We start from the raw sequence: 26,370 nt of genomic DNA on the forward strand, positions 1-26,370 counted from the left end.
GTACAGCAGCGTCTGCCGAACCACACGCCGGTGGCCAAGTCAATTTGGCCACCCGCAGCATGCGCTGGCGGGTGACCCGCCGGGCTCAGTCCGCCTGCTTGCGCAAAAACGCCGGGATCTCGAAGTCATCCATGCCACCGCTGGACAAGGCATCCACCTTGGCGGCGGCACTGGTGCGGTCACGCGTGCGCCAGACACTGGGGGTGGCCATCGAGCCATAGTCAGGTGCGCTGCGACCCAGCGTGGTGGAGGCCAAACCGGTGACCTGGTTGCTGCTGACCGGGTTGTCCAGCGTCGGCACATTAAACGGCACGTCATGGGTGCCGGTGCGCAACTGAACCTGCTGCTGCGGCGGTGCCACCACCAGCTTGGGACGCACACCCTGGCGGCTCAGGCCGGTGGCCACCACGGTGACCCGAATGTGGTCACCCAAGTGGTCGTCATAAGCGGTGCCGTAGATCACATGCGCGTCGGGCGAGGCGTAGGCACGGATGGTGTTCATCGCCAGCTTGGATTCACTCAGTTTGAGGGAGCCCTTGGCGGCGGTGATCAGCACCAGCACGCCCTTGGCGCCCGACAGGTCGATGCCTTCGAGCAGCGGGCAGGCCACCGCCTGTTCGGCAGCGATGCGGGCGCGGTCCGGGCCAGCGGCCACGGCGGTACCCATCATCGCCTTGCCGGGTTCACCCATGACGGTGCGCACGTCTTCAAAGTCGACGTTCACATGGCCAGGCACATTGATGATCTCGGCAATACCACCGACGGCGTTTTTCAGCACATCGTTGGCGTGGGCAAAGGCGTCGTCCTGCGTGGCGTCGTCGCCCAGCACTTCGAGCAGCTTTTCGTTGAGCACCACAATCAGGGAGTCCACATTGGCTTCGAGCTCGGTCAGGCCGCTGTCGGCGTTGGCCATGCGGCGGGCGCCTTCAAACTCGAACGGCTTGGTCACCACCCCCACGGTCAGGATGCCCATCTCACGGGCGACGCGGGCAATCACCGGTGCCGCACCGGTGCCAGTGCCACCACCCATACCGGCGGTGATGAACAACATGTGCGCGCCGTTGATGGCTTCGCGGATGTGCTCCACCGCCAGTTCAGCGGCGTCACGCGCCTTGTCGGGCTTGCTGCCTGCGCCCAGGCCGGTGCTGCCGAGCTGGATGATGCGGTGCGCGTCACTGGTGGACAGCGCTTGTGCGTCGGTGTTGGCGCAAATGAACTCAACGCCTTGCACCGCACTGGCGATCATATGGGCCACGGCGTTGCCGCCGCCACCGCCCACACCAATCACCTTGATTTGTGTGCCTTGGTTGAATGTTTCTTCGTCAATGAGTTCGATAGGCATGGTGTGCTCCTTGGGGGTGAATGCTGAAAAAGTTGTCAAAAAAATCTGGGTTGATGAAGGGGGCAGGATCGGGTGGCGGATCAGCACATCGCCATCGTCGTGACAGGCTGCCTTGCAGTTGGGAAGGGGGGTGCTTCATGCTAAAAATTACCTACAAACCAATCTTTGATGCCGCTGAACGCGGTTTTCATCGAACCGTTTTTCTGCGCCACCTTGAAACCACGCAGACGCGCCAGGCGGGCCTCTTCGAGCAGCCCCATCACGGTGGCGGCACGCGGCTGGGCCACCATGTCGGACAGAGCACCGGTGTATTTGGGAATGCCACGGCGCACCGGTTTGAGGAAGATGTCTTCACCCAGCTCGACCATGCCCGGCATGACACAGCTGCCACCGGTGAGCACAATGCCGCTGGAGAGCATTTCCTCAAAACCCGATTCGCGCATCACCTGATGCACCAGGCTGAAAATCTCTTCGACACGCGGCTCGATCACACCAGCGAGTGCCTGGCGGCTCAGCATGCGCGGGCCCCGGTCACCCAGGCCGGGCACCTCCACCTGCGCTTCGGGGTCGGCCAACAGTTGCTTGGCAAACCCGTTTTCGACCTTGATTTCTTCGGCGTCCTTGGTGGGGGTGCGCAGCGCCATCGCAATGTCACTGGTGATCAGGTCACCGGCAATCGGAATCACCGCAGTGTGGCGGATGGCGCCGTTGGTAAAAATGGCTAAATCCGTCGTGCCCGCCCCAATATCGACAAGGGCGACACCCAATTCGCGTTCGTCTTCGGTCAGCACCGACTGGCTGCTGGCCAGTGGGTTCAACATCAGTTGCTCCACCTCCAGGCCACAGCGGCGCACACATTTGATGATGTTCTCGGCAGCACTCTGAGCACCGGTGACGATGTGCACCTTGGCCTCCAAGCGGATGCCGCTCATGCCGATGGGCTCTTTCACGTCCTGGCCGTCGATGATGAATTCCTGCGGCTCCACCAGCAGCAGGCGCTGGTCGGTCGAGATGTTGATCGCCTTGGCGGTTTCCACCACCCGGGCCACGTCGGCGGCGCTGACTTCACGGTCCTTGATGGCAACCATGCCGTGGGAGTTGATGCCCCGGATGTGGCTGCCGGTGATGCCGGTGTAGACGCGTGTGATCTTGCAATCGGCCATGAACTCGGCTTCTTTCAAAGCCTGCTGGATGCTTTGCACGGTGGCGTCGATGTTGACCACCACACCGCGTTTGAGGCCGTTGCTGGGCGCCACGCCCAGACCCGCCAGTTTGAGGTGGCCGTCGGGCAACACTTCGGCCACCACCACCATCACCTTGGCGGTGCCGATGTCCAGACCAACAACCAAATCTTTGTACTCTTTTGCCATGATGTCACCTGTTGTCTTGCATTACTGTTGTTTGCTGGCCGTGCTGTCGAGGGTGGTCACCCCCTCCAGCCGCATCGCATAACCGTCTGTGTGGCGCAGATCGACCGAAGCCAGTTGCTCGGGTCGGCGCTGGTACCGTGCGGTGACCTGGGTCACGGTGGCCAGAAAACGCTCGGCACGGGCCACCAGTTCGGGGGCCTCGCCGCTGCCCAGCTCCACCTCGGTGCCGGTATCGAGTTGGGCGCGCCAGCCACCCCGGGGGGTGAGCTCCAGCGCATCAATCGTCATGTCCAGGCGCGCAAACAGCGGCTGCAGCGTCTGCTGCATGGCCAGCACCCGGGCCGACTGATCGTCTGGGCCACTCAGGCGCGGCAGGTTGTCCTGCTCGAGCTCGCCCACATTGGCGTCAAACACCTCGCCAAAACTGTTGACCATGCTCGAAGAACCCTCCGGCCCCCAGAACGCTAGGGCTTGGTGCTCCTGTAATTGCACATTCAGGCGGTTCGGGAACTCGCGCCGGACAATCGCCTGGCGCACCCACGGGATGGTCTCAAACACCTGGCGTGCCGCCGCCACATCGAGCGTGAAAAACGTGCCCTGCAGCCGCGGGATCACATTGGCACGCAAGGTGATGGCGTTGTAGTGGCTGACATCCCCGGTGACGCGCACCTCGCGGATGGCAAACGCAGGCAGTCGGGCCCCCCAGGCCAGCAGCGCGCTCAGGCCCGCCAATGCCGCAGCGGCAAACAGCAGGCTGGCCACAGCATGCATCAGGCGAACGTCCATCGGCAGGGGGGTGGTCTGGCTCATGCGAGGGCGTGGTCCAGGGTGGCGGTCTGCAGCACCTGCAGACACAGTTCGGGGTAGCTGATGCCAGCGGCCTTGGCCGACATCGGCACCAGCGAGTGGCTGGTCATGCCCGGCGAGGTGTTGATCTCCAGCAGATAGGGTTTGCGGGTGGCCGCGTCAATCATCACGTCGGCACGTGCCCAACCGCGGCAACCCAGGCTCTGGTAGGCGCGCAGCACCAAGGCCTGGATCGCGGCCTCTTCGCCCTCGGGCAAACCGGCGGGCACTAGGTAACGCGTGGTGTTGGTGTAGTACTTGGCCTGGAAGTCATAGTTGCCGTCCAGCGCCTGGATGCGGATCACCGGCAACACCCGCGCTTGGGCACCACTGCCCAGCACCGGCACGGTCACTTCATCACCCGCGATGAACTGCTCACACAGCACTTCTTCATCCATGCCCGCAGCCAGCGCATAAGCGGCGGCGCACTGGTCAACACTGGTGACCTTGCTCAGACCCAGGGTCGAACCTTCCCGCGCGGGTTTGACAATCATGGGGGCACCGGGCTGGGCCAACTCGGCATACGCGGCTTCGGTGGCCTGGGCGCTGGCCACCAGACGCCAGGCGGGTGTGGGCAGGCCGTCTGCCAACCACAGGCGTTTGGTCATGATCTTGTCGATGGCAATGCTCGATGCCATCACGCCCGGGCCGGTGTAGGGGATACCCAGCAACTCCAGCGCGCCCTGCACCGTGCCGTCTTCACCAAAACGGCCATGCAGCGCGATGAAACAGCGGGTAAAACCCTCTTTCTTGAGTTCACTCAGGTCGCGCTGACTCGGGTCAAACGCGTGGGCGTTGACACCCACCGAGCGCAAGGCCTCCAGCACACCAGCACCCGACATCAGCGACACCTCACGCTCGCCGGACTGGCCACCCAGCAGCACGGCGACTTTCTCGGTTTTTAGATCAAATTGGCTCATAGCCCTTATACCTCCTGCGCTGTTAGCTCTTGATTCGAGAGCAAATCAACCACCTTGCCACTCACCGCCCCAATGGAACCTGCGCCCATACACAACACCACATCACCGTCGCGGGCGTTGTCGGCAATGGCTTGGGGCAGGTCGGCCACCTGGTCCACAAACACCGGTTCGATCTTGCCGGCCACGCGCAGGGCGCGCGCCAGGCTGCGGCCGTCGGCGGCGACGATGGGGGCTTCACCGGCGGCATAGACCTCGGTCAACAAGACCGCGTCGGCCTGGGCGATGACCTTGACGAAGTCGTCAAAACAGTCACGGGTGCGGGTGTAGCGGTGCGGCTGGAAGGCCAGCAGCAGGCGCCGCCCAGGGAAGGCGCCGCGCGCCGCCGCCAGCGTGGCCGCCATCTCGATCGGGTGGTGGCCGTAGTCGTCGACCACGGTGAAGCTGCCACCGTTGCGCGCGGGCAGGTCGCCATAGCGCTGAAAGCGCCGACCCACCCCTTTGAACCCGGCCAAGGCACGCAGCAACGCGTCGTCGTTGATGTTGAGTTCGGTCGCCACCGCAATCGCCGACAAGGCGTTGAGCACGTTGTGGCGGCCTGCCAGGTTCAGCACCACGGGCAGGTCGGGCAGTACCTCGCCGTTGCGGCGCTGCACGGTGAAGTGCATCTGTCCGTCCACCGCGCGCACATCGACCGCGCGCACTTCGGCGCCTTCCTCAAAACCGTAGCTGGTGACCGGGCAGGTCACCTGCGGCACGATGGCACGCACCGCCGGGTCGTCGGTGCACAGGATGGCGGTGCCGTAAAACGGCATGCGGTGCAGGAAGTCGACAAAGGCCTTTTTCAAGTTTTCGAAGTTGTGGCCATAGGTTTCCATGTGGTCGGCGTCGATGTTGGTCACCACCGCCATCACCGGCAACAGGTTCAAAAACGACGCGTCCGACTCGTCGGCCTCGACCACGATGTAGTCGCCCTTGCCCAGGCGGGCGTTGGCACCCGCGCTGTTGAGGCGCCCACCGATGACAAAGGTCGGGTCCAGCCCGGCCTCGGCCAGCACACTGGCGACCAGGCTGGTGGTGGTGGTTTTGCCGTGGGTGCCAGCAATCGCAATGCCGCGTTTGAGGCGCATGAGTTCGGCCAGCATCAGCGCACGTGGCACCACCGGGATGCGGCTGTGCCGGGCCGCCAGCACCTCGGGGTTGTCGGCCTGCACCGCGGTGGAGGTGACCACCGCGTTGGCACCCTGGATATGCGCGGCATCATGGCCGATGTAGGTCTGGATACCCAGGCTGGCCAAACGCTGCAAGGTGGCGCTTTCGGCCTGGTCCGAGCCGGAAATGGTGTAGCCCAGGTTGAACAAAATTTCGGCAATGCCGGACATGCCAACCCCGCCGATGCCGACGAAGTGGATGTGTTTGATGGCGTGTTTCATAACTTCTTTTCTCCCACCACGTGGGTTGTCCTGGCCCGCTCAAGGGGGGCGTAGCGAGGGCCAGAGAAAACGGTCCGCATCAGCGTCAGCCTCGTCATGGGCTCACCTCTACACATGCGGCCACGATCTGCTCGGTGGCCTCCAGTTTTTGCAATTTTTTAGCCTCTAGCCCTTGATTCATCAGGGTAGATCGCTCCATTTTTAATAACATGTCAGCCAGCTTCTGCGGCGTCAGTTCGCGCTGCGGCACCAGCCAGCCCGCGCCCTGATCGACCAGGAAGCGGGCGTTGGCCGTCTGGTGGTCATCCACCGCATGCGGCAGCGGCACAAACAAGGCAGCGGCGCCCACGGCGGCCAGCTCGGTCACGGTGCTGGCACCGGCGCGGCAGATCACTAGGTCGGCCTCGGCAAAAGCCTGGGCGGTGTTGTCGATGAAAGGCGTCAACTCGGCAGCCACACCGGCCTGGGCGTAATTGGCACGCAGGGCGTCGATCTGCTTGGCGCCGCTTTGGTGCAGCACGCTGGGGCGTTGGTCTGCTGGCAGCAGCGCCAGCGCCTGCGGCACGATGTCGTTGAGCGCCTTGGCGCCCAGACTGCCCCCCACCACCAGCAGTTTGAGGGGCCCGCTGCGCCCGGCAAAACGCTGCTCCGGCGCAGGCAGGTTCAAAAAGGCGGCACGCAGCGGGTTGCCAACCCACCGGGCGCCCTTGAGCACCTTCGGGAACGCGGTGAAAACACGGTCTGCCACACCGGCGAGCACCTTGTTGGCCAGCCCCGCCACCGAATTCTGTTCGTGCAGGATCAGCGGTTTGCCCAGTGCCACCGCCATCAGACCGGCCGGGAAACTGATGTAGCCACCCAGGCCCACCACCACATCGGGTTGGACCCGGCGCAGCACCTGGATGCTCTGCCAGAAGGCCTTGAGCAGACGCAGAGGCAACAAGGCCACCGTGCTCAGGCCCTTGCCACGCAAGCCCCCAAATTCAATTGCCTCAAAGGCAAAGCCCTGCGGCGGCACCAACTGGCTTTCCATGCTGGGCTGGCCCGGTTGACCGCGACCACCAAGCCAGTGCACGCGCCAGCCCTGCTCGCGCAGCGCCTGAGCGACTGCCAGCCCCGGGAAGATGTGACCACCTGTGCCACCGGCCATGATCAAAGCGCACTTGCTCATACACGGCCTCCGTGCATCAACGTGCGGTTCTCTTGGTCTATTCTCAGCACCACTGCGATGGCAGCGAGGTTGATCAGGATGGCGGAGCCGCCGTAACTCATGAGGGGCAAGGTCAGGCCTTTGGTCGGCAAGGCGCCCAGATTCACACCCATGTTGATGAAGGACTGAAAGCCCATCCACACCGCCACACCCTGCGCCACCAGGCCGGCAAACACCCGCTCCAGCGCAATCGCCTGGCGGCCGATGTACATCACCCGGCGCACCATCCACAAAAACAGGCCAATCACCAGAATGACACCCACCAGGCCAAATTCTTCACCAATCACCGCGAGCAGGAAGTCGGTGTGGGCCTCGGGCAGCCAGTTAAGCTTTTCCACGCTGCCACCCAGACCCACGCCAAAAATCTCGCCGCGCCCAATGGCAATCAGCGAGTGCGTCAGCTGGTAACCCTTGGCCAGGGCATTGGTTTCGCTCCAGGGATCGAGGTAAGCAAAAATGCGTTCGCGCCGGAACTCGCTGGTTGCGATCATGGTGCCAAACGCCAGCAGCAGCACCGCCACAATCAGGAAGAACATGCGCGCATTCACGCCACCCAGGAACAGGATGCCCATGGCAATCACCGCAATCACCATGAAGGCGCCCATGTCGGGTTCGGCCAGCAGCAGCACCCCCACCACCGCCACCGCCGCGCCCATGGGCAACACCGCGCGCAGGAAGCGCTCTTTCACATCCATCTTGCGCACCATGTAGTTGGCGGCATACAGCAGCACGGTGAACTTGACCATCTCGGAGGGCTGAAAACTCAGCGGTCCCAGGCTGATCCAGCGGCGTGCGCCATACACCTTTTTGCCCACACCGGGCACCAGCACCAGGGCCAGCAGCACCAAGGACACCACAAACAGCCAAGGTGCGGCTTTTTCCCAGGTCGCCAGCGGCACCTGGTAGGCCATCAGCGCACCCACAAAGGCCATCACCAGCCACATGCTGTGCCGCACCAGAAAGTAGGTCGGTGTGTATTGGGCAAAACGCGGGTTCTCCGGCAACGCAATCGAGGCTGAATACACCATCACCAGCCCCCACAACAGCAACGCCGTGGTGACCCAGAACAGCGGCTGATCAAACCCCTGCGCCCGCACCGGTGCCGAGCCGGTGGCACCCAGGCGCACCGGCAACACATCACCGGCAGGCCCGCCCAGCGTCCACAAACGCAGACGCTGACCCAGGGGCAGGCTGCGGCTGCTCATGCGCCTGCCTCCAACATCACACCGGCGTCGCTAGCCAGTTGGGCCACCGACTGCACAAACACCTGGGCGCGGTGTTCGTAGTTGTCAAACATGTCAAAACTGGCGCACGCCGGGGACATCAACACCGCATCACCCGCTTGTGCCAGGGTACTGGCCTGGGTCACCGCATCCATCATCGAGCTGGCGTCCAACAGCGGCACACCGGTATCCAACAATGCGGCACGGATCTGTGGTGCGTCGCGCCCAATCAGCAACACAGCACGCACATAACGGCGCACCGGCTCGGCCAAAGGCGCGAAGTCCTGGCCCTTGCCCTCACCCCCCAGGATCACGACCACCTTGCGGTCGGCGCCCAGGCCCATCAAGGCGGCCACGGTCGCGCCCACATTGGTGCCTTTGCTGTCGTCAAAATACTCCACGTCGTTGACGGTGCCAATCGACTGCACGCGGTGCGGTTCACCGGTGTATTCGCGCAGGCCGTACAACATCGGCGCCAGTGCACACCCTGCCGCACTGGCCAGGGCCAGCGCCGACAAGGCGTTGATGGCGTTATGGCGGCCCCGGATGCGCAAGGCGTCAGCCGGCATCAGCCGCTGGATGAACAGCTCGTCGGCCGCTTCGCTGCGTTTGCGTTTGGTCTCGTCCGCATCCTGCGCCCGCACCAGCCAGGTCATGCCGTTGACCGACTCGATGCCAAAGTCGCCCGGGCGCCGGGGCAGATCACCACCAAACAGGATGCACGGGCGCTGCTGGGGTTTTTGTAATTTCACTTTGACCGGGGGCGGCAACATGGCCATCACGGCCTCGTCTTCACGGTTGAGCACCATCAGGCCGGTTTGGCCAAAGATGTGGGTCTTGGCCTCGGCGTAGGCGGCCATCGAACCATGCCAATCCAGATGGTCCTGGGTGATGTTGAGCACCGCGCCAGCGGTCGGCTCAAAGCCGGTTTCGCCATCGAGCTGAAAACTCGACAACTCCAGCACCCAGACCTCGGGCAGGCTGTTGCTGTCCAGATGCTGCGCCAGGGTGTCAAGCAGGGTCGGGCCGATGTTGCCCGCCAGCGCCACCGTTTTACCGGCACGCTCAACCAGCTGACCAGTCAGTGAGGTGACCGTGGTTTTGCCATTGGTGCCGGTGATCGCCAGCACAGCAGGTGTGTAGCCGCGTTCAACCTTCAACTGGGCCAGCGCCTGCGCATACAAGCCCAATTCGCCTGCAGCCCAGATACCGACTGCCTTGGCAGCTTCAAACACAGGAGCAACCTCGGCCGGGCTCAAACCCGGGCTCTTGAACACCGCACGCAGATGGGTGCCCTGCACCAGCGCCGCAGTGAAAGCACCACCCACGAACTGGACACCGGGCAGCTCGCTGTGCAGCTTGGCCAGCTGCGGCGGTGCGCTGCGGGTGTCGGCCACGGTGACCTGCGCACCACAGCGGACACACCAGCGCGCCATCGCCAGGCCAGAGGCGCCCAGGCCCAGGATCAGCACAGGCTGGTCTTGCAGCGGGTGTGGGTTGCTGGCGGGTTGCTCTGTGACGCCAGCCGCTCCTTCAATGGGCACAGCCGCCGTTGACGTGTCCGGCCCGCAGGCCATCGGCTGGCCGTCGCCCGGCTGTCCCAGAACGGCCAAAGCCCCCTCGGGGGGCAATGCGGTGATCGTGGTGTCAAGGGGTGTTGTTGTCATGGTCACCTCAGCTTCAAGGTGGACAGGCCAATCAGGCACAACAACATGGTGATGATCCAGAAACGCACCACCACCTGGGTTTCTTTCCAACCGGTTTTTTCAAAATGGTGGTGCAAGGGCGCCATCTTGAGCAGGCGTTTGCCGCTGCCAAAACGTTTTTTGGTGTACTTGAAGTACGTCACCTGCAGCATCACTGAAACCGCTTCGGCGACAAAAATGCCACCCATGATGGCCAGCACAATCTCTTGCCGAACAATCACCGCGATGGTGCCCAGAGCACCACCGAGCGCCAGCGCGCCCACGTCACCCATGAAGACCTGGGCCGGATGCGCGTTGAACCACAAAAAGGCCAGCCCGGCTCCGGCCATCGCGGCACAAAAAATCATCAGCTCACCGGCCCCGGGGATGTGCGGCAAAAACAGGTAACGGGCAAACACAGCGTTGCCGGTGACGTACGCAAAAATACCCAGGCAGGCACCGACCATCACCACCGGCATGATCGCCAGGCCGTCGAGCCCGTCGGTCAGGTTCACCGCGTTGCTGGAACCCACAATCACCAGATAGGTCAGGATCACAAAACCCAGCACACCGAGCGGGTAGCTGATTTCCTTGAAAAACGGCACCATCAGCCCGGCCTTGGGCGGCAGGCTCAGATCGAACCCCGACTGCACCCAGGTGAAGAACAGCTCCAGCACACGGTAGTTGGTGTTCTCGGAAATGCTGAACACCAGGTACAGCGCAGCGGCCAAACCAATCAGCGACTGCCACAGGTATTTTTCGCGCGAGGGCATGCCCTCGGGGTCTTTGTTGACCACCTTGCGCCAATCGTCCGACCAGCCAATGGCGCCAAAACCCAGCGTCACCAGCAACACGATCCACACGAACCGGTTGCTCCAGTCAAACCACAGCAGGGTCGAGATCGCGATGCTCAGCAAAATCAGCACCCCGCCCATGGTCGGTGTGCCACTTTTGACCAGGTGCGACTCCATGCCATAACCACGCACCGGCTGGCCGATCTTGAGTGCGGTCAGGCGACGGATCACCCAGGGACCGGCGGCAATGCCCATCAGCAGCGCGGTCATCGCGGCCATCACGGCGCGGAAGGTCTGGTACTGGAACACGCGCAAAAAGCCCAGTTCGGGCGAGAGGGTTTGCAACCATTGGGCCAGCCAGATCAGCATGTGGCCCCCTGGGACGCGTCAGCGGTCGCCACCAATGCCTCCACCACCCGCTCCATCTTCATGAAACGCGAGCCCTTGACCAGCACGCTGGCCACCTCCGGCAAGGTGCTGAGCACCGCCGCTTGTAAATCCATCATCTCGGGGTACACCTTGATCTCTTCAAACTTCATAGCTGCCTGCCCAGTCTGTATACCGGTCACAAGCACTTTTTCTATATTCTTCTGGCGAGCATGGGCCAACGCCTCGGCATGGAACTGCGGGCCCTGGTCACCCACCTCACCCATGTCACCAAGCACCAGCAGACGCGGCCCGGGCAGGGCCGCCAACACGTCGATGGCGGCACGCACCGAGTCCGGGTTGGCGTTGTAGGTGTCGTCCACCACGGTGATGGCGCGCCCCAGGTGCTGCAACTGCAGCGCCCGGCTGCGGCCTTTAACCGGTTCAAACGCACTCAAACCCTGCGCGATGGCGGCCAGCGGCACACCAGCGGCCAGCGCACAGGCCACCGCTGCGAGGGAGTTCTTGACGTTGTGGGCACCGGCGATGTGCAGGCTGTAGGACAACTCACCTGCGGGTGTGCTGGCGCTGACCTGCCAGGCGGCGTCTTGCCAATTGGCGTGCAGCGCAACCACATCGGCACCCGCTTGGGCCTGCGCCGCAAAGGTCAGCACTTTGCGCTGACGCGCCAAGGCCGCCCAGACCGGGCTGTAAGCATCATCGGCTGGGAACACCGCCACACCGTCCTCAGGCAGCGCACGGATCACCGAGCCGTTTTCCTCAGCCACAGCCTGCACCGTGTGCATAAATTCGAGGTGCTCACGCTGGGCGTTGTTGACCAGCGCCACCGTGGGCTGGGCAATGGCCGCCAGCGTGGCGATTTCGCCGGGATGGTTCATGCCCAGTTCAACCACCGCTATTGAGTGGGCAGGCGTCAGGCGCAGCACGGTGAGTGGCACGCCGATGTCGTTGTTGAAGTTGCCTTGGGTGGACAAGGCGGCATCCCCCTGGTGGGCGCGCAGGATCGCCGCGACCATCTGGGTCACCGTGGTTTTGCCATTGCTGCCGGTCACCGCGATCAGCGGCAGCACAAACTGGGCGCGGTGTTGGGTCGCCAGTTGCGCCAGCGCCAGCCGGGCATCGGGCACCACCAGGCCGGGCAAGCCCGCTTGCGCCAGTTGTGCCGCAACGCCCTCGCCCTGGCAAATGGCCGCCACCGCGCCTTTGGTCTTGGCCTCGGCCAGGAAAGCATTGGCGTCAAAGTGCTCGCCACGCAGCGCCACAAACAGGTCACCAGGCTGCAGGCTGCGGGTGTCGCTGTGCACGCGGGCAACCGCCACCAGCACAGTCGCGTCCATTCCCACGGCTTGCGCCTGATCCAGCCAGCTGGCCGCTTGTTGCAGGGTCATCAGGCTGCTCATGCGGCCACCCCGTTGGCGTTTGGGGCACGTTGCGCCAGCGCCTGGCGGACATGCGCCAAGTCCAGGAAGGGATGGCGCTGACCGGCGATCTCTTGGTAATCCTCGTGGCCTTTGCCCGCCACCAGCACCACATCCGCGGCGGCGGCTTGCGCCAGCGCCTGCGCGATGGCGCGGGCGCGGTCCGGCTCCACCATGACATCGGGCACGCCGCTCAAGCCCAGCAAAATCTGGCAGATGATGGCGTCGGGCGCCTCGCTGCGCGGGTTGTCACTGGTCACCAGCACCCGGTCGGCATGGCTGGCGGCCACCGCGCCCATCAGCGGGCGTTTGCGGGTGTCGCGGTCACCGCCGCAACCAAACACACACCAGAGCTGGCCACCCCGTTGCGCCGCCACTGGCTTCAGAGCATCGAGCGCCTTGGCCAGTGCGTCAGGGGTGTGGGCGTAGTCCACCGCCACCAGCGGCTGCCCCAGCAGGTTGACACATTCCATACGCCCCGGCACCGGGGTCAAGGCCGAGCAGGCATCCACCGCCACCGCCAGCGGCACACCCAGGCTGCGCAAAGTCGCGATCACACCTAGCAGGTTGGCCACGTTGTAGTCACCAATCAGGCCGGTGGCCAGTGGCAGCGCCTGGTCAGCTTCCACCACCGTGAAACGGGTTCCGCCCTGGCTGTAGTCAATCGCCTGCGCCTGTAGGCGCGCGCTGTTGCCCGCACCGGGCAACATCGAAACACTCCAGAGATCCAGTGCGCTGCCCGCCAGGGTGTGGGCCAGGTCGGCGCCGTAAGCATCATCTACATTGACAACCGCCGCGCGCAGGCCGGGCCAGGCAAAAAGTTTGGTCTTGGCCTGCCAATAGGCTTCCATGCTGCCGTGGTAGTCCAGGTGATCCTGCGTCAGATTGGTCAGGATCGCGGTGTGGATCTGCGTGCCGTCCAGGCGGTGTTCTTCGATGCCAATCGACGAGGCCTCAATGGCGCAGGCACCAAAGCCCTGAGCCACAAAACGCGCAAACGCCGACTGCAAGGCCACCGGGTCGGGCGTGGTCAGGCCGGTGCTCACCACATCGGGCGGCACACCAATGCCCAAAGTGCCTACCAGCCCGCATGGAATGGGCGCCACCTGCTTCAAATTCGAGAGTACCTGGGCCAACCACCAGGCGGTGGAAGTTTTTCCATTGGTGCCGGTGACAGCCAGCACGGCCAAGGCCTGGCTGGGCTGGTCAAAGTAGAGGCTGGCCAGCGGACCGCTGGCGGCCTTGAGACCGCTGTAACTGGCGATACGTGGGTCATCAAAAGCAAAGGCCTCGGCACCACTTTGTTCCACCAGACAGGCCGCCGCACCGGCTGCCAGCGCAGCCGCCACATGCTGGCGCGCGTCCACTGCAGCACCAGGCCAGGCCAGAAAACCGTCACCGGGCTGCAGTTGGCGGCTGTCGGTGCGCAAATGGCCACGCACCTGTGCGCGCAGCCAGGACACGGCCTTTTGGGGACTGGACAGATGCCGCATCAGAAGGACTCCTCGACGGTCTCGGTGACCACCTGGGGCACCACCGTCATGTCGGGTGCAATGCCCAGCACCCGCAGGGTTTGTTGCACGGTTTTGCTGAACACCGGCGCGGCCGTGTCGCCCCCGAAATATTTGCCATTGCTGGGCTCGTCAATCATCACCGCCACCACAATCCGTGGCGCGTCGATCGGTGCCAGACCGGCAAACACGCCCCGGTAACGGTGACCGGCATAACCCCGGCCCTCCTGCTTGTGGGCGGTACCGGTTTTGCCACCGACCGAATAACCCATGGTTTGCGCCTTGGAGGCGGTCCCACCGGGGCCAACCACCATGTGCAACATGGTGCGCACATCGCGTGCCACCTTGCTCTGGAACACCGGCTGGCCGCTGACCGGGTTGTCCACCTTGAGCATCGAGATCGGTGCCAGGTCGCCGTCACGGCCAAACACCGTGTAGGCATGGGCCAGCTGCATCAGGCTGACCGACAGGCCGTAGCCGTAGCTCATGGTGGCCTGCTCAATCGGCCGCCAGCCTTTGTAGGGGCGCAGGCGGCCACTCACCGCACCCGGGAACGGCACTTGCGGCTTCTGACCAAAACCCACGTTGCTGAACATCTCCCACATCTCGCGCGCGGGCATTTGCAGCGCAATCTTGGCGGTGCCGATGTTGCTGGACTTCTGGATCACCTCGCTGACACTGAGCACACCGTGAGCATGTGAGTCGGAAATGGTGGCGCTGCCAATGGTCAAACGCCCAGGTGCGGTCTGGATCGGGGTGTTGGGGGTGACGCGCCCGGTGTTGAGCGCCAGCCCGATGACAAAGGGCTTCATGGTCGAACCCGGCTCAAAACTGTCGGTCAAGGCCCGGTTGCGCAGCTGTTCACCGCTGAGGTTCTGGCGTTTGTCCGGCACAAAACTCGGGTAGTTGGCCAGCGCCAGCACCTCGCCAGTGTGCACATCGAGCACCACCACGCTGCCGGCTTTGGCCTTGTGTAACAACACCGCTTCCTTGAGGGTCTGGAAGGCAAAAAACTGCACCTTGCTGTCGATGCTGAGCTGCAGGTCACGGCCATCCACCGGGGCAATCTGCTCACCCACGGCTTCCACCACCCGGCCCATGCGGTCCTTGATGACCCGGCGCGAGCCGCTGCGCCCACCCAGGTCCTTGTTGAAGGCCAGCTCGATACCCTCCTGGCCCATGTCTTCGACACTGGTGAAGCCCACCACATGGGCGGCAGCCTCGCCTTCCGGGTACTGGCGTTTGTATTCCTTGCGCTGGTAGACGCCCTTGATGGCCAGTGCCTCGATCTCTTTGCCAACCGACTCATCGACCTGGCGCTTGAGCCAGACAAAACTCTTGTCCTCGTCTTCGAGCTTCTTGTTGAGATCGGTCATGGTCAGACCCAGCAACTTGGCCAGCTTCTTGAGCTTGACCGGATCGCGGTCCACATCCTCGGGAATCGCCCAGATGCTGGGCACCGGGATGCTGGAGGCCAGAATCACCCCATTGCGGTCCAGAATGCGTCCGCGGCTGGCCGGTAGCGCCAGCGTGCGGGCAAAACGCACCTCCCCTTGCCTCTGGAAAAAATCGTTTTCAAGCACTTGGATGTAGACCGCCCGCCCGGCCAAACCGGCAAAAGCCAGGGCAATCGCGGCCACGATGAACTTGCTGCGCCAGACCGGGGTCGGGCTGGCCAGCAAGGGGCTGGAGTTGTAGGCGATGCTGCGGCTCATCTCAGCTGCCCGCTGCTGCTGGGGTTGGCAGGTTTACCGGCGCCAGGCTGCTCGTTGGCGCCGCCTGCATAGGCCACATAGGTGGTGATGGCCGGGTTGGCCGGGCGCATCTGCAAGCGCGACTTGGCCAGCCCCTCGATCCGCGCCGAAGTGGATTGCGCGCGTTTCTCCACCTGCAGACGCTCGTTTTCAAGTTCCAGCTTGTGCGCCTGGGCACGGGCACGGTCAAGCTCAGAGAACAGATGGCGCGACTCGTACTGCACATTCACCAGGTACAGGGCACTGAGCACCACCCCCAGCAGCAACAACATGTTCAAGCGCATCATGCGTGCCCCCGGATCGGTTCAGCCGTGCGTTCGGCAACCCGCATGATCGCACTACGGGCGCGCGGGTTAGCCGCCACCTCGGCAGCACTCGGGCGACTGCGACCCAGCGCCTTGAGGTGCATCACCTGGGGTGCGGCAAACGGAGCACGGCGGTCGTACACCTCTTTTGCGTGCTGGGTGATGAACTGTTTGACGATGCGGTCTTCCAGCGAATGGAAACTGATCACCACCAACCGCCCACCGGGCTGAAGCACCTTGAGTGCGCCGTCTAACGCCTGTTGCAGCTCTTCAAGCTCGGCGTTGATGAAAATCCGAAAAGCCTGAAATGTGCGCGTTGCAGGGTTCTGACCCGGCTCGCGGGTTTTGACCGTGTCAGCCACGAGCTGGGCCAGTTCAGTGGTGGAGACAAGGGGGCCCCGAGCCTGTCGGCGCGCAACAATCGCCTTTGCAATGGGGCCAGCAAACCGTTCTTCGCCATAGTCACGAATCACCTCCGTTATTTGATCAACTTCCGCGTGGGCCAGCCATTGCGCCACCGAGGTGCCGCGGGTGGTGTCCATGCGCATATCCAGAGGACCTTCGAACCTGAAACTGAAACCCCGCGCCGGGTTGTCCACCTGCGGCGAGCTGATACCCAAATCAAGCAAAACCCCGGCCACACTGGCCTCAGGCAACTCATCCAGATGACTGAAACCCTGGTGGCGAATCGAAAAACGCGGGTCGGTGATGCTGGCCGCCTCCGCCAGGGCATCGGGGTCTTTGTCAAACGCAATCAGCCGCGCTTCTGCAGCCAATCGCGACAGAATCAGGCGGCTGTGGCCACCCCGACCAAAAGTGGCATCCACGTACACCGCTGGCGCCGGGCTGGGGCCAGTCGTGTCAGCACTGCCAAGCAAAGCGTCGACTGCTTCGCCCAACAACACGGTGGTGTGTGTCCATGCGTTGTCCACCGCCAGCCTTCAGAACGCAAAGTCTTTGAAAACATCGGGCATGCCGCCCTGCATGGCCTGGGCTTCTTTGGCATCGTAGGTCGCTTTGTCCCAGAGCTCAAAGTAGCTGCCCATGCCGAGCAACACCGCTTCCTTGGTGATGCCGGCGGCCGCGCGCAGTTCAGGCGACACCAGCACACGACCGGTGGCATCGATCTCCACATCCATGGCATTGCCCAAAAAGATACGTTTCCACCACTGTGCCGACATCGGCAACGAACCAATGCGTTCGCGGAACTTCTCCCACTCGGGCCGCGCGAAAATCATCAGGCAGCCGTCAGGGTGTTTCGTGATGGTGAGCTGGCCACTGGCGGTGGCACTCAAGACGTCACGATGCCGGGTCGGCACAGACAGCCGACCCTTTGCATCCAGACTCAATGAGGAAGCCCCTTGAAACACTTGAAATGACCTTTTTGGATAAATCAGTTGAGCAAACGCAGAGAAAAGGCACTTTCCACCACTAAATTGCACTTTTTTGCACTGTATCAGCAAAATTGTTTCCCGCAAACACACGGACTACAAATTTTTACAATGAAATCAACAACTTAGCAGCGACTTTGAAGGCGACAGCCTGACAAAATCGTTGTAAATTAAGCACTTAGAAGACGCACTGAAAGTGATGCTTGAGGATGAAAAACATCCTCAAGAAACGTGCAAAGTTACCGGATGACGGTCGGCTGCCGAATGGGAATTACAGGATGTAACGGCTCAGATCTTCGTTTTTGCTGAGTTCTGCCAGGCGAGACTCAACATAGGCGGCATCCACCTGCACCGTTTGACCGCCCAGTTGGCTGGCGTTGAAACTCACCTCATCGAGCAGGCGTTCCATCACCGTGGACAACCTGCGTGCACCAATATTCTCTGTGCGCTCATTCACATCAAAGGCGATCTGCGCGAGGCGTGTGATGCCCTCATCGGTGAACACCACAGCCACCTGTTCGGTGGCCAGCAAAGCCTGGTATTGCTTGACCAGCGAGGCGTGGGTTTGGGTCAGAATCGCGACAAAATCCGCCACCGAGAGCGACTGCAGCTCAACACGGATCGGAAAACGCCCCTGCAACTCGGGAATCAGATCGCTGGGTTTGCTCAGATGGAAAGCACCCGAGGCGATAAACAGGATGTGGTCGGTCTTGACGGTGCCGTATTTGGTCGACACCGAGGTGCCCTCCACCAGTGGCAACAGGTCGCGCTGCACGCCTTGGCGTGACACCTCGGCACTGCCACTTTCTGCGCGCGAGGTGACCTTGTCGATCTCATCAATAAACACAATGCCGTTTTGCTCCAGCATTTGCAGCGCCTGGGTCTTGATGTCGTCGTCGTTCACGAGTTTGGCGGCTTCCTCGTCAGCCAGCAGTTTGAGCGCTTCGCTGATCTTGAGCTTGCGGGTCTGTTTTTTGGCGGTGTTGAGCTGACCAAACATGCCGCGCAGCTGTTCTGCCATCTCTTCCATGCCCGCCGGGCCCATGACCTCCAGGCGAGGTGAGGCCTGGGCGACATCGAGTTCGATCTCACGGTCGTGCAACTGCCCCTCGCGCAGCTTCTTGCGAAAGGTCTGGCGTGCGGCGCTTTCGGGCTCCTGCGCTTCCATCACGCCAAATTCCTTGCGCGGCATCGGGATCAGGATGTCAAGCACGCGGTCCTCTGCAGCGTCTTCGGCGCGGGTCCGCACTTTTTGCATCTCGGCCTGGCGGGTTTGCTTGACCGCCACATCCGCCAGATCACGGATGATCGAATCCACGTCTTTGCCAACATACCCGACCTCGGTGAACTTGGTCGCTTCCACCTTGATGAACGGTGCATCGGCCAGACGTGCCAGGCGCCGCGCAATCTCGGTTTTGCCCACGCCCGTGGGGCCAATCATCAGGATGTTCTTGGGGGTGATTTCACCGCGCAGATCGCTGTGGACCTGCTGCCTGCGCCAGCGGTTGCGCAGCGCAATCGCCACGGCCCGTTTGGCCTGCTGCTGGCCAACAATGTGTTTGTCGAGTTCAGCGACGATGTCCTGGGGGGTTAAAGATGACATGGTTCAATCAGTGAAAGGTGCAGCCGTCCGGCTGCTGAGGTTCAGGCCAGTGTGCTGGCGTTCAGAGACTCTCGATGGTGTGGTTCATGTTGGTGTAGATACAAATCTCACCAGCAATTTCCAAGGATTTTTTGACCATCTCGGTGGCTGACAACTCGGTGTTGCTGAGCAAAGCGATCGCCGCAGCCTGTGCATAGGCGCCACCTGAGCCAATCGCCACAATGCCGTTTTCGGGCTCCAGCACATCACCATTGCCGGTGATGATCAGCGAGGCCTCTTTGTCGGCCACGGCCAGCATGGCCTCCAGGCGACGTAACACGCGGTCGGTACGCCAGTCCTTGGTCAGCTCGATGGCGGCTCGCACCAGATGCCCCTGATGCTTTTCCAGCTTAGCCTCAAAACGCTCGAACAGGGTGAAGGCGTCGGCCGTGGCGCCCGCAAAACCGGCCAGCACCTTGCCATGGTAGAGCTTGCGCACCTTGCGTGCCGTGCCCTTGACCACGATGTTGCCCAGGGTCACCTGCCCGTCACCACCAATCGCCACCTGGACACCGTCTGGTGTCTGGCGACGCACGCTGATGATGGTGGTTCCGTGAAATTGTTCCATAACGCGTTGTGTATCCTAGTTGCTGCGGGCGGTCACCCGCGCATGTTCGTTGATGCCGATCAGGTTGAAAAACGCCGCCACCAAATGGGGCAAACGCGCAAACTCGATCTTTTTGCCGGTCGCCTGTGCACTGGCGACCCAGTTCAGAATGCTGCCGGCGGCGGAAAAGTCGACACGCACCAGCGCGTCGCAGGTGATCAGCACATCCCCCTTGGCCAACAAGGCTTGCTGCAAGGGCTTGAGACCTGCAGCCACGCTGCCGAGAAGTTCACCGGCCAGCTCCATGCGGCTGGCATTGGCATCAACAAACGGTGTGCGCTCGGTCAGGGGATCGGCCAGCGTCGACACCTGGTTCAGTTCGTCGCGCCAGTCGAACCCCATGGTGCCCACGCTCTGAGCCAACACATGCTGACAACGCGCATCCTGCCAGGCCGGCGGCGAGATGTCGTAGGTCACGCAGTAGTCCATCGACACCAGCTCAAACTCTTCGCGCGAGCCCAGCACACGCAAGGCATGCAGGCGCAATTGCCACCAGAGCTGGGCAACTTCCCGGTCACCCAGGGGCGTGTTGGCACGCAACTGCGCGTCCAGACGGTCCAGGTTGTCAAATTGCAGGGACAAAGCTTGATCACACCACTGCCGCATCACCGCCGCCAAAGCGACCGCCGCGTCCGGGCTGATGTTTTCCAGCAGACGCCAGTCCAGCCGGTGAAGGTTGCCCCCCGTTGTGACACTGGCTTGCAAATGCGCGACGGCCAGCTTGTCGAGCATCGCGGGCGACTGCCACCGTGCCACTGCGGGGCTGCGCTGGGCTTGAACCTGCGCCAGTCGCTCGTACAGGGCGACCTGGCCGGTGGATCGGTACAGGTCCTGCAAGGCGGTGGTCCACACCGCCTTGGCACTTGGATCGGCGGCTTCCCCTTTGAGCGCCAGCGTCAGCACCGACTCGGCACCGGCGTCATCGCTGTTGGCAAAACGGATGGCCGCATCTTCGATCACCGGATCAGAGGACACCTGCCCCATCTCGACCGAGACCATGTTGGAGCAGGAAAAGTCGCTGTAATCGGTGGGCTCAAAACTGGCCACACCGACCGGCATAGTGAGCTTGGCGCGCGACTTGGCCGACCACGCCTGATCCTGAGCAGCGCTGATGGGCAGCTGCGGCGTCAAGGCCTCCAGACTGGTCGGCATGGTCGGTGCAAATGCCAGACGGGTGTCGATCTGCGACTCTACCCCCGCTGTGCTGGAGAGGCTGCTCCCGGTGGCAAGCGCTGGCGTACGCGCCACGGAGGAGGCTGAGGTTGTTGATGGGATGGTGCTGGGTGGTGCCGTTGCTGCGGGTTCCCCCTGCTTGCGCTGCTGGCCGTTCCACCACTGCCTGGACATCTGGGCTTCGATCTCGTCGATCTTCTTGAGGGTCGAGGCACGTGTTTCAGACTCTGGAAACCCCGAACTGTCTTGGTAGAACGAGGCGCGCGCCGCCATCTCAGACAAGGCCGACGGCGACACTTCGCGCAATTTGCGCAGCTGGCTGAACTCGCGCTGGCGCACCGCATCGTTATGCGCCTTGCGCTCAACCATGCGTTTGATCGCCAGCTTGCCCAGCTCACCCTGTTCCGCCGCAGCCGCACCCTGCGGCGGCAGCACATCACTCACCGGGCTACGCACAAAATTGGCAACCCTGGCCAACAAACCGGTAGGAGTGTCTTTGGTTGCCATCACTCAGCCTGGTGTTATCAGCCCAGCCAACACGCCGTCTCAGTCCCCAAACATTTTCTGCTTGAGTTCACGGCGTTGTTGTGCCTCCAGCGACAAGGTGGCGGTCGGGCGGGCCAGCAGTCGGCCCACACCAATCGGCTCGCCGGTTTCGTCGCAGTAGCCATAGTCACCCGCGTCGATGCGGTTTATGGACTGCTCGATCTTCTTGAGCAATTTGCGCTCACGGTCGCGGGTGCGCAACTCCAGGGCGTGTTCTTCCTCGATCGTTGCCCGGTCGGCCGGATCCGGCACCACCACCGTGTCTTCACGCAAATGCTCGGTGGTTTCACCCGCGTTGCTGAGGATGTCGGTCTTGAGCGCCACCAACTTCTGACGGAAAAACGCCATTTGGGTGTCGTTCATGTAGTCATCATCCGACATGGCAATGATTTCGGCATCCGTCAGTTCGGCCACCGACTTGGTCTTCCAGTTGTTGGCCAGCTTAGGGTCTTTTTTGATGGCCGAGGCCAGCGGCGACACGATCGGCTGCACCGAGGTCATCTGGGTAAAACTGGCCTTGGCCGCTGTGGACGCCACCGACTGCGCCATCGACGGAACAGTCAACTGTGCCAGCCGCGAGGACGGGCGCCCAGAACGCACCGGCACGCCCAGCGGCGTGAGTTGCGCCACAGCGGCTGGTTTGACCGCTGCCACCGACTCGTTGGGTTTCGGGGCTCTGGTGAATTTGGGAGTAGAGGTCACGGTTGCGGTTTGATCGAGAGTGGTCACAGATAAAGGCTTCTTTGGGGAACGGGATGGCGCCGGTTTTGGCTCCGGCGCTGCTTTGGCAGTTTCGGTTTTTTTAACCGCTGCTGCCTTTTTAACAACCGCCACAGGCGTGTCCGCTGCTTTGGTTTTGGCAGCTGGCTTGGCCGCCGGTTTGGCTGGAGAGGCCACCACCGCCTTCTTGGTTGGCGCCGCTTGACTGGCTTTGGCCGCAGGGGCGGGCTTGGCGGCAACAACCGCTTTGGCGGGTACAGCTTTCTGTTTCACGACTGGCGCTTTCACAGGTGGTCTCCTGGCGGGGTTTTTATGAGCTTTGGCAGAGGAAACTGTTGTTTGTACCGTCGTTGGCAACCTGGAAACGCCGGTTGGCGCTTTTTCTTCGGCGCGCGAGTGTACTGGCGCAGCCTTCGAAAAACCCATCAGTTGCAAAAGAGAGACAAACATCAGCCCTCCGGGGCGGGGTTAAAAGACAGGCTCACACAAGGCTTGCTCCATACCTTGCAGGAAAATGTCCTGGGGCAGATCGATACCAATAAATACCATTTTGCTACAACGTTTTTCGTCTTTGGCCCATGCGGGGCCCAGGTCACTGCCCATCAACTGGTGCACACCCTGGAAAATCACCTTGCGCTCGGTGCCCTGCATGTAAAGCACACCTTTGTAGCGCAACATGCGCGGGCCATAGATGTTGACCACCGCACCCAGAAAGTCTTCGAGTTTGGCCGGATCGAACGCGCGGTCTGAACGGAACACAAAACTCTTGACGTCGTCATCGTGGGCGTGGTGGTGCCCATCATGCAGGTGCGACGGGTGGTCGCAATGCTCACCATGTGCGTGGTCATGGTGTTCGTGATGATCGTGGTCGTCTTCCTTGAGAAAGTCCGGGTCAATGTCGAGTTTGGTGTTGAGGTTAAAACCACGCAGGTCAAACACCTCACTGAGCGCCACCTCACCAAAATGCACGGCTTTTTGCGGCGCACGCGGGTTCATGTGTTTGAGGCGGTGCTGCAAGTCCGATACCTCTTCGGCCGACACCAGATCGGTCTTGCTGAGGAAAATCTGGTCGGCGAACCCCACCTGGCGGCGGGCTTCCTGGCGGTCGTCGAGCTGCTGGTTGGCGTGTTTGGCATCCACCAGGGTCAGGATCGAGTCCAACAAGTAACTCTCGGCGATCTCGTCGTCCATGAAAAAGGTCTGCGCCACCGGGCCGGGGTCGGCCACACCGGTGGTTTCGATCACCACCCGGTCAAAGTCGAGCAGGCCCTGGCGCTTTTTGGCCGCCAGCAACTGCAGGGCTTCACGCAAGTCTTCGCGGATGGAGCAGCAGATGCAGCCATTGCTCATCTGGATGATCTGCTCCTTGGAGTCGGTCACCAAAATGTCGTTGTCGATGTTTTCCTCACCAAACTCGTTCTCGATCACAGCAATCTTCTGGCCATGCGCCTCGGCCAGCACACGTTTGAGCAGTGTGGTTTTGCCGGAGCCGAGAAAACCGGTGAGGATCGTGGCAGGAATCAGAGACATGGTAGAGCGGGGATTGGAAAGGCAGCGAGTGTAACGACGAACCGGCTGCAGCTCACTTACGCATGACCACCAGACCTTTGAGGTATTCCCCCTCAGGGAAATGGATGGTCATCGGGTGGTCGGGCGCACCGCCCATCCGTTCGTGGATGAAACCGTCCACCCCGGCATCACAGCCGGCCGAGGCCACAATTTTGTGGAACAGGTCGGCGCTGATGCCACCCGAGCAGCTGTAGGTGAACAAAACACCCCCTGGCTCCAGGATCTTGAAGGCCAGGCGGTTGATGTCTTTGTAAGCCCGCGCGGCACGTTCGGCATGTGCCACTGTGGGTGCAAACTTGGGCGGGTCGAGCACGATGGCGTCAAACGTGCGGCCCTGTTCGGCAAACTGGCGCAGCGAGGCGTTCACATCGGCATCCATGAAGCTGGCGCGCTCTGGCGCCAGCCCATTGAGCGCCACATTGGCCGCAGCCTTGGCCAACGCCGGGCCGCTGGAGTCGATCGAGGTGACATGCGCCGCACCACCCTGCAGCCCGGCCACGGTGAAGCCGCCGGTATAACAGTAACAATTGAGCACGCGCTCAAACCGGAGCCGTTGGCAGTAGTCAAAAAAGCGTTTGCGGCTGTCGCGCTGGTCCAGGTAAAAGCCGGTTTTGTGGCCTTCGGCGATGTTCACCGCGAGCTGCCAGCTGTGCTCCTGCAGCAGCAGTTCCACTGCACCCTCACCACGCAGCCAGCCGGTGGTCTCGGCCAGGCCTTCGAGTGTGCGGCTGCTGGCGTCGCTGCGCTCGTACAGTTTGGTCAGGCCCGTGGCGGCGAGTAGTGCGTCGGCAATCACGTCTTTCCAACGCTCGACACCGGCACTGGTGAACTGCGCCACCAGCGTGTCTGCGTAGCGGTCCACAATCAGCCCAGGCAAACCGTCAGACTCGCCGTGGATCAGGCGCACACCGTTGCTTTGAATGCCAAATCGGCCCCTGGCCCTTATGGCGTTTGAGCAAGTAGCTACAAAAAACGATGCATCGATGCGTTGTTTTTCATCAAAACTCCAGGCCCGGGCGCGGATTTTGGAGCTGGGGCTGAACGCCGCCCAGGCCAGAAACTGGCCCTCGCTCGATTCCACACGCACGGTTTCACCGGGGTCGGCACTCCCGCGGGCGATGGCCAACTCAAAAATCCAGGGGTGTTGGCGCAGGAGGGAACGCTCCTTGCCAGGTCGCAGACGGATAACTTTCATTCAATAAGTGATGGCCATGGCAGGCACATCCACACGGATCATGGGTTTGCCCAGCGCCGAACTCACCGCGGCCACGTAGCCAGCGGCCCACTTCGGGTCCTTCAACAGCGCGGCACCGGCGGCTTGGGTCACCACCAGCACCTTGTCAGCGGTCAGCACCTTGCCGCTGGCGCGCAGCGGCTCACATTCCAGCTCAACGAACTGTTTGTCAAGCCAGGCACGTGCGGCGTCGTGCGCCAGAGGGGTGCCGTCGGGCACGGGGAAAGTCAGTTCAACTCCTTTGTCCAAGACAACGCTGATTTGCTTTTGCATAGGGCACCTGTTGATGAGAAGTTGAGGGGAAAGTCGCTATTTTGAACTACCCGGCTTGAGGCGCGCGCGCGGGTGCGCCGCATCATAGGCCTTGGTCAGGTGGCCAAAGTCCAGCCGGGTGTAGATCTGGGTGGTGCTGATGTTGGCATGGCCCAGCAACTCCTGCACCCCACGCAGGTCGCTGCTGGACTGCAGGACATGGCTGGCAAAGGAATGGCGCAGCATGTGCGGGTGCACCGGTGCGGCCAGCCCGGCCAACAGGCTGCGTGACTGCAGCCGCTTCCAGACCGACTGCGCCGACAAACGCGTGCCGTTGCGCCCGATGAACAGCGCGGCCTGTACTTCGGTGAGAGCGGCACCCGCCGCCTGTGCGCGCCGGGGCAAACCCTGATCCCGCACAGCCAGCCAGCGCTGCACCGCAGCCACCGCCTGGCTGCCGACCGGCACAATCCGGCGTTTGCTGCCTTTGCCCAGCACATGGGCCTCACCCGCTTGTAAATCGAGCCAGCCGCGTGCGCTGGCGCTGGCCACCACATCCAGACCGGTGACCTCCGCCAGACGCAGGCCGCCGCCGTAGAGCAACTCGACCAGGGCCGCGTCACGAGCTTCCAGCCAGGGGTTGTCACTCTCATTTTGGAAGCTGGCGAGTTGCACCGCATCATCTACGGTGAGCGCCTTGGGCAAGGGTTTGGCGGCTTTGGGTGCCCTGACATTGAGCACCGGGTTGACCTGCACCAGGCCTTCATGGCCCAGCCAGGTATAAAAACCGCGCCAGCCCGACAGAATCAGCGCAATCCCCCGGCCACTGCGGCCAGCGCTGTGCATCTGCGCCGCCCAGCGCCGGATATGGGTCGGCTGGACCTCGGTCAGCCCCACACCAGCTGTGGCGGCCAGTTCCGCCAGTTTGGCCAGGTCCAGGCTGTAAAGCGTGGCCGTGCGCTCAGCCAGGCGTTTCTCAAAACGCACATGGTCCAGGTAACGCTGAACCAGGGGGTCGATCATGCGCGGAACAAGCGGTGC

The 26,370-nt window shown here is 62.4% G+C and carries 23 protein-coding genes; all 23 read right to left on the reverse strand.

The genetic code is table 11. The annotated features are described in order from the left end of the window. Nucleotides 1-85: 85 nt before the first annotated feature. The 23 genes from ftsZ to KKO72_RS08220 all read right to left on the reverse strand — a co-directional run bounded on the left by ftsZ (nucleotide 86) and on the right by KKO72_RS08220 (nucleotide 26,352). Nucleotides 86-1,342, reverse strand: a complete 1,257-nt coding sequence (gene ftsZ, locus KKO72_RS08110) for a cell division protein FtsZ (protein WP_214937198.1) — start codon at nucleotides 1,340-1,342, stop codon at nucleotides 86-88. A gap of 140 nt (nucleotides 1,343-1,482) precedes the next feature. Beyond that, entirely contained in the window at nucleotides 1,483-2,712 is a 1,230-nt protein-coding gene (ftsA, locus tag KKO72_RS08115) for a cell division protein FtsA (RefSeq protein ID WP_214937200.1), read from the reverse strand. Between the two features lie 21 nt (nucleotides 2,713-2,733). Next, complete coding sequence (locus tag KKO72_RS08120) at nucleotides 2,734-3,522, reverse strand: cell division protein FtsQ/DivIB (RefSeq protein WP_214937202.1); 789 nt, start codon at nucleotides 3,520-3,522, stop codon at nucleotides 2,734-2,736. Further along, nucleotides 3,519-4,478, reverse strand: coding sequence for a D-alanine--D-alanine ligase (locus tag KKO72_RS08125; protein WP_214937204.1), 960 nt, complete (start codon nucleotides 4,476-4,478; stop codon nucleotides 3,519-3,521). Before KKO72_RS08125 ends, KKO72_RS08120 begins: the two co-directional genes overlap by 4 nt. A 5-nt stretch (nucleotides 4,479-4,483) precedes the next feature. Beyond that, nucleotides 4,484-5,908 (reverse strand): UDP-N-acetylmuramate--L-alanine ligase, encoded by a 1,425-nt coding sequence (murC, locus tag KKO72_RS08130; protein WP_214937206.1) that lies wholly within the window; start codon nucleotides 5,906-5,908, stop codon nucleotides 4,484-4,486. Nucleotides 5,909-6,002: 94 nt separating this feature from the next. Continuing rightward, nucleotides 6,003-7,079, reverse strand: coding sequence for an undecaprenyldiphospho-muramoylpentapeptide beta-N-acetylglucosaminyltransferase (gene murG, locus KKO72_RS08135; RefSeq protein ID WP_214937208.1), 1,077 nt, complete (start codon nucleotides 7,077-7,079; stop codon nucleotides 6,003-6,005). After that, nucleotides 7,076-8,323 (reverse strand): putative lipid II flippase FtsW, encoded by a 1,248-nt coding sequence (ftsW, locus tag KKO72_RS08140; RefSeq protein WP_078364379.1) that lies wholly within the window; start codon nucleotides 8,321-8,323, stop codon nucleotides 7,076-7,078. The genes murG and ftsW overlap by 4 nt, the downstream gene beginning before the upstream one ends. Beyond that, complete coding sequence (gene murD / locus KKO72_RS08145; protein ID WP_214937210.1) at nucleotides 8,320-10,008, reverse strand: UDP-N-acetylmuramoyl-L-alanine--D-glutamate ligase; 1,689 nt, start codon at nucleotides 10,006-10,008, stop codon at nucleotides 8,320-8,322. Before murD ends, ftsW begins: the two co-directional genes overlap by 4 nt. A gap of 2 nt (nucleotides 10,009-10,010) precedes the next feature. Then, nucleotides 10,011-11,189: a phospho-N-acetylmuramoyl-pentapeptide-transferase gene (gene mraY, locus KKO72_RS08150; protein ID WP_214937212.1), complete on the reverse strand. Its 1,179-nt coding sequence runs from the start codon at nucleotides 11,187-11,189 to the stop codon at nucleotides 10,011-10,013. Then, on the reverse strand, nucleotides 11,183-12,607 hold the full coding sequence (gene murF, locus KKO72_RS08155) for a UDP-N-acetylmuramoyl-tripeptide--D-alanyl-D-alanine ligase (RefSeq protein ID WP_214937214.1): 1,425 nt from the start codon (nucleotides 12,605-12,607) through the stop codon (nucleotides 11,183-11,185). The genes mraY and murF overlap by 7 nt, the downstream gene beginning before the upstream one ends. Continuing rightward, nucleotides 12,604-14,118: a UDP-N-acetylmuramoyl-L-alanyl-D-glutamate--2,6-diaminopimelate ligase gene (locus tag KKO72_RS08160; RefSeq protein ID WP_214937216.1), complete on the reverse strand. Its 1,515-nt coding sequence runs from the start codon at nucleotides 14,116-14,118 to the stop codon at nucleotides 12,604-12,606. Before KKO72_RS08160 ends, murF begins: the two co-directional genes overlap by 4 nt. Beyond that, the gene (locus tag KKO72_RS08165; protein WP_214937218.1) at nucleotides 14,118-15,851 is read right to left on the reverse strand and encodes a penicillin-binding protein 2; all 1,734 of its coding nucleotides are present in this window, start codon (nucleotides 15,849-15,851) and stop codon (nucleotides 14,118-14,120) included. Before KKO72_RS08165 ends, KKO72_RS08160 begins: the two co-directional genes overlap by 1 nt. Beyond that, complete coding sequence (ftsL, locus tag KKO72_RS08170) at nucleotides 15,848-16,177, reverse strand: cell division protein FtsL (RefSeq protein ID WP_214937220.1); 330 nt, start codon at nucleotides 16,175-16,177, stop codon at nucleotides 15,848-15,850. The genes KKO72_RS08165 and ftsL overlap by 4 nt, the downstream gene beginning before the upstream one ends. Continuing rightward, complete coding sequence (gene rsmH, locus KKO72_RS08175; RefSeq protein ID WP_214937222.1) at nucleotides 16,174-17,127, reverse strand: 16S rRNA (cytosine(1402)-N(4))-methyltransferase RsmH; 954 nt, start codon at nucleotides 17,125-17,127, stop codon at nucleotides 16,174-16,176. The genes ftsL and rsmH overlap by 4 nt, the downstream gene beginning before the upstream one ends. A 9-nt stretch (nucleotides 17,128-17,136) precedes the next feature. Continuing rightward, complete coding sequence (mraZ, locus tag KKO72_RS08180) at nucleotides 17,137-17,565, reverse strand: division/cell wall cluster transcriptional repressor MraZ (protein WP_078364389.1); 429 nt, start codon at nucleotides 17,563-17,565, stop codon at nucleotides 17,137-17,139. A 292-nt stretch (nucleotides 17,566-17,857) separates the two neighbouring features. Then, nucleotides 17,858-19,189 (reverse strand): ATP-dependent protease ATPase subunit HslU, encoded by a 1,332-nt coding sequence (hslU, locus tag KKO72_RS08185; protein ID WP_214937224.1) that lies wholly within the window; start codon nucleotides 19,187-19,189, stop codon nucleotides 17,858-17,860. 61 nt (nucleotides 19,190-19,250) lie between these two features. Continuing rightward, nucleotides 19,251-19,796, reverse strand: coding sequence for an ATP-dependent protease subunit HslV (hslV, locus tag KKO72_RS08190; protein ID WP_078364392.1), 546 nt, complete (start codon nucleotides 19,794-19,796; stop codon nucleotides 19,251-19,253). Nucleotides 19,797-19,811: 15 nt separating this feature from the next. Next, nucleotides 19,812-21,515: an STAS domain-containing protein gene (locus KKO72_RS08195; protein ID WP_214937226.1), complete on the reverse strand. Its 1,704-nt coding sequence runs from the start codon at nucleotides 21,513-21,515 to the stop codon at nucleotides 19,812-19,814. A 39-nt stretch (nucleotides 21,516-21,554) separates the two neighbouring features. Then, complete coding sequence (gene dksA, locus KKO72_RS20930) at nucleotides 21,555-22,388, reverse strand: RNA polymerase-binding protein DksA (RefSeq protein ID WP_244899945.1); 834 nt, start codon at nucleotides 22,386-22,388, stop codon at nucleotides 21,555-21,557. A 354-nt stretch (nucleotides 22,389-22,742) separates the two neighbouring features. Then, the gene (locus KKO72_RS08205) at nucleotides 22,743-23,804 is read right to left on the reverse strand and encodes a GTP-binding protein (protein ID WP_214937228.1); all 1,062 of its coding nucleotides are present in this window, start codon (nucleotides 23,802-23,804) and stop codon (nucleotides 22,743-22,745) included. A 52-nt stretch (nucleotides 23,805-23,856) separates the two neighbouring features. Further along, nucleotides 23,857-25,038: a class I SAM-dependent rRNA methyltransferase gene (locus tag KKO72_RS08210; protein WP_214937230.1), complete on the reverse strand. Its 1,182-nt coding sequence runs from the start codon at nucleotides 25,036-25,038 to the stop codon at nucleotides 23,857-23,859. Beyond that, entirely contained in the window at nucleotides 25,039-25,350 is a 312-nt protein-coding gene (locus KKO72_RS08215; RefSeq protein WP_180129069.1) for a hypothetical protein, read from the reverse strand. A gap of 36 nt (nucleotides 25,351-25,386) precedes the next feature. Continuing rightward, the gene (locus tag KKO72_RS08220; RefSeq protein WP_214937232.1) at nucleotides 25,387-26,352 is read right to left on the reverse strand and encodes a tyrosine recombinase XerC; all 966 of its coding nucleotides are present in this window, start codon (nucleotides 26,350-26,352) and stop codon (nucleotides 25,387-25,389) included. Between the last annotated feature and the right edge of the window lie 18 nt (nucleotides 26,353-26,370).

The organism is Rhodoferax sp. U11-2br, from assembly GCF_018619435.1.
Taxonomy (GTDB): domain Bacteria; phylum Pseudomonadota; class Gammaproteobacteria; order Burkholderiales; family Burkholderiaceae_C; genus Rhodoferax.

Coding starts and splice junctions, on each gene's coding strand:
- ftsZ (WP_214937198.1), bottom strand. CDS start 1,342: ATGCCTATCGAACTCATTGACGAAGAAACATTCAACCAAGGCACACAA.
- ftsA (WP_214937200.1), bottom strand. CDS start 2,712: ATGGCAAAAGAGTACAAAGATTTGGTTGTTGGTCTGGACATCGGCACC.
- KKO72_RS08120 (WP_214937202.1), bottom strand. CDS start 3,522: ATGAGCCAGACCACCCCCCTGCCGATGGACGTTCGCCTGATGCATGCT.
- KKO72_RS08125 (WP_214937204.1), bottom strand. CDS start 4,478: ATGAGCCAATTTGATCTAAAAACCGAGAAAGTCGCCGTGCTGCTGGGT.
- murC (WP_214937206.1), bottom strand. CDS start 5,908: ATGAAACACGCCATCAAACACATCCACTTCGTCGGCATCGGCGGGGTT.
- murG (WP_214937208.1), bottom strand. CDS start 7,079: ATGAGCAAGTGCGCTTTGATCATGGCCGGTGGCACAGGTGGTCACATC.
- ftsW (WP_078364379.1), bottom strand. CDS start 8,323: ATGAGCAGCCGCAGCCTGCCCCTGGGTCAGCGTCTGCGTTTGTGGACG.
- murD (WP_214937210.1), bottom strand. CDS start 10,008: ATGACAACAACACCCCTTGACACCACGATCACCGCATTGCCCCCCGAG.
- mraY (WP_214937212.1), bottom strand. CDS start 11,189: ATGCTGATCTGGCTGGCCCAATGGTTGCAAACCCTCTCGCCCGAACTG.
- murF (WP_214937214.1), bottom strand. CDS start 12,607: ATGAGCAGCCTGATGACCCTGCAACAAGCGGCCAGCTGGCTGGATCAG.
- KKO72_RS08160 (WP_214937216.1), bottom strand. CDS start 14,118: ATGCGGCATCTGTCCAGTCCCCAAAAGGCCGTGTCCTGGCTGCGCGCA.
- KKO72_RS08165 (WP_214937218.1), bottom strand. CDS start 15,851: ATGAGCCGCAGCATCGCCTACAACTCCAGCCCCTTGCTGGCCAGCCCG.
- ftsL (WP_214937220.1), bottom strand. CDS start 16,177: ATGATGCGCTTGAACATGTTGTTGCTGCTGGGGGTGGTGCTCAGTGCC.
- hslU (WP_214937224.1), bottom strand. CDS start 19,189: ATGTCATCTTTAACCCCCCAGGACATCGTCGCTGAACTCGACAAACAC.
- hslV (WP_078364392.1), bottom strand. CDS start 19,796: ATGGAACAATTTCACGGAACCACCATCATCAGCGTGCGTCGCCAGACA.
- KKO72_RS08195 (WP_214937226.1), bottom strand. CDS start 21,515: ATGGCAACCAAAGACACTCCTACCGGTTTGTTGGCCAGGGTTGCCAAT.
- KKO72_RS08205 (WP_214937228.1), bottom strand. CDS start 23,804: ATGTCTCTGATTCCTGCCACGATCCTCACCGGTTTTCTCGGCTCCGGC.
- KKO72_RS08210 (WP_214937230.1), bottom strand. CDS start 25,038: ATGAAAGTTATCCGTCTGCGACCTGGCAAGGAGCGTTCCCTCCTGCGC.
- KKO72_RS08215 (WP_180129069.1), bottom strand. CDS start 25,350: ATGCAAAAGCAAATCAGCGTTGTCTTGGACAAAGGAGTTGAACTGACT.
- KKO72_RS08220 (WP_214937232.1), bottom strand. CDS start 26,352: ATGATCGACCCCCTGGTTCAGCGTTACCTGGACCATGTGCGTTTTGAG.